This is a genomic window from Alkalihalobacterium elongatum (assembly GCF_019024285.1).
Lineage (GTDB): Bacteria > Bacillota > Bacilli > Bacillales > Bacillaceae_F > Alkalihalobacterium > Alkalihalobacterium elongatum.
On the sequence record NZ_WMKZ01000056.1, the window covers coordinates 1 to 1,613 of the forward strand.

1 rRNA gene is annotated in these 1,613 nt (G+C 54.2%); it reads left to right on the forward strand.

The features are described 5' to 3' along the window. A 23S ribosomal RNA gene (locus tag GKP30_RS23310) occupies positions 1–1,613 on the forward strand; the annotation flags it as partial.

Here is a 1,613-nt window from a genome sequence, read left to right on the forward strand (position 1 = left end):
AGACCGGAAGGACTGGTGGAGCGCTTAGAAGTGAGAATGCCGGTATGAGTAGCGAAAAGAGGGGTGAGAATCCCCTCCGTCGAAAGCCTAAGGTTTCCTGAGGAAGGCTCGTCCGCTCAGGGTAAGTCGGGACCTAAGCCGAGGCCGAAAGGCGTAGGCGATGGACAACAGGTTGAAATTCCTGTACCACCTCCTCACCGTTTGAGCAATGGGGGGACGCAGTAAGGTAGGGTAAGCGCACTGATGGATGTGCGTCTAAGCAGTTAGGCTGGTAAGTAGGCAAATCCGCTTACCATTAAGGCTGAGCTGTGATAGCGAGGGAAATTAAGTACCGAAGTTCCTGATCCTACACTGCCAAGAAAAGCCTCTAGCGAGGTGAGAGGTGCCCGTACCGCAAACCGACACAGGTAGGCGGGAAGAGAATTCTAAGACGCTCGGGAGAACTCTCGTTAAGGAACTCGGCAAAATGACCCCGTAACTTCGGGAGAAGGGGTGCTCTGTTAGGGTGTATGCCCGAGAGAGCCGCAGTGAATAGGTCCAAGCGACTGTTTAGCAAAAACACAGGTCTCTGCGAAGCCGCAAGGCGAAGTATAGGGGCTGACACCTGCCCGGTGCTGGAAGGTTAAGGGGAGTGGTTAGGCGCAAGCCGAAGCTGTGAACCGAAGCCCCAGTAAACGGCGGCCGTAACTATAACGGTCCTAAGGTAGCGAAATTCCTTGTCGGGTAAGTTCCGACCCGCACGAATGGTGTAACGACTTGGACACTGTCTCAACGAGAGACCCGGTGAAATTATATTACCTGTGAAGATGCAGGTTACCCGCGACAGGACGGAAAGACCCCATGGAGCTTTACTGTAGCTTGATATTGGATTTTGGTACAGCTTGTACAGGATAGGTAGGAGCCTTGGAAGCGTGAGCGCCAGCTTACGTGGAGGCGTCGGTGGGATACTACCCTGGCTGTATTGAAGTTCTAACCTCGAACCGTGATCCGGTTCAGGGACAGTGTCAGGTGGGCAGTTTGACTGGGGCGGTCGCCTCCTAAACAGTAACGGAGGCGCCCAAAGGTTCCCTCAGAATGGTTGGAAATCATTCGCAGAGTGCAAAGGCATAAGGGAGCTTGACTGCGAGACCTACAAGTCGAGCAGGGACGAAAGTCGGGCTTAGTGATCCGGTGGTTCCGCATGGAAGGGCCATCGCTCAACGGATAAAAGCTACCCTGGGGATAACAGGCTTATCTCCCCCAAGAGTCCACATCGACGGGGAGGTTTGGCACCTCGATGTCGGCTCATCGCATCCTGGGGCTGAAGTAGGTCCCAAGGGTTGGGCTGTTCGCCCATTAAAGCGGTACGCGAGCTGGGTTCAGAACGTCGTGAGACAGTTCGGTCCCTATCCGTCGTGGGCGTAGGAAATTTGAGAGGAGCTGTCCTTAGTACGAGAGGACCGGGATGGACACACCGCTGGTGTACCAGTTGTTCCGCCAGGAGCATAGCTGGGTAGCTACGTGTGGACGGGATAAGCGCTGAAAGCATCTAAGCGTGAAGCCCCCCTCAAGATGAGATTTCCCATTACGTCAAGTAAGTAAGACCCCTTAGAGATGATGAGGTTGATAGGTCT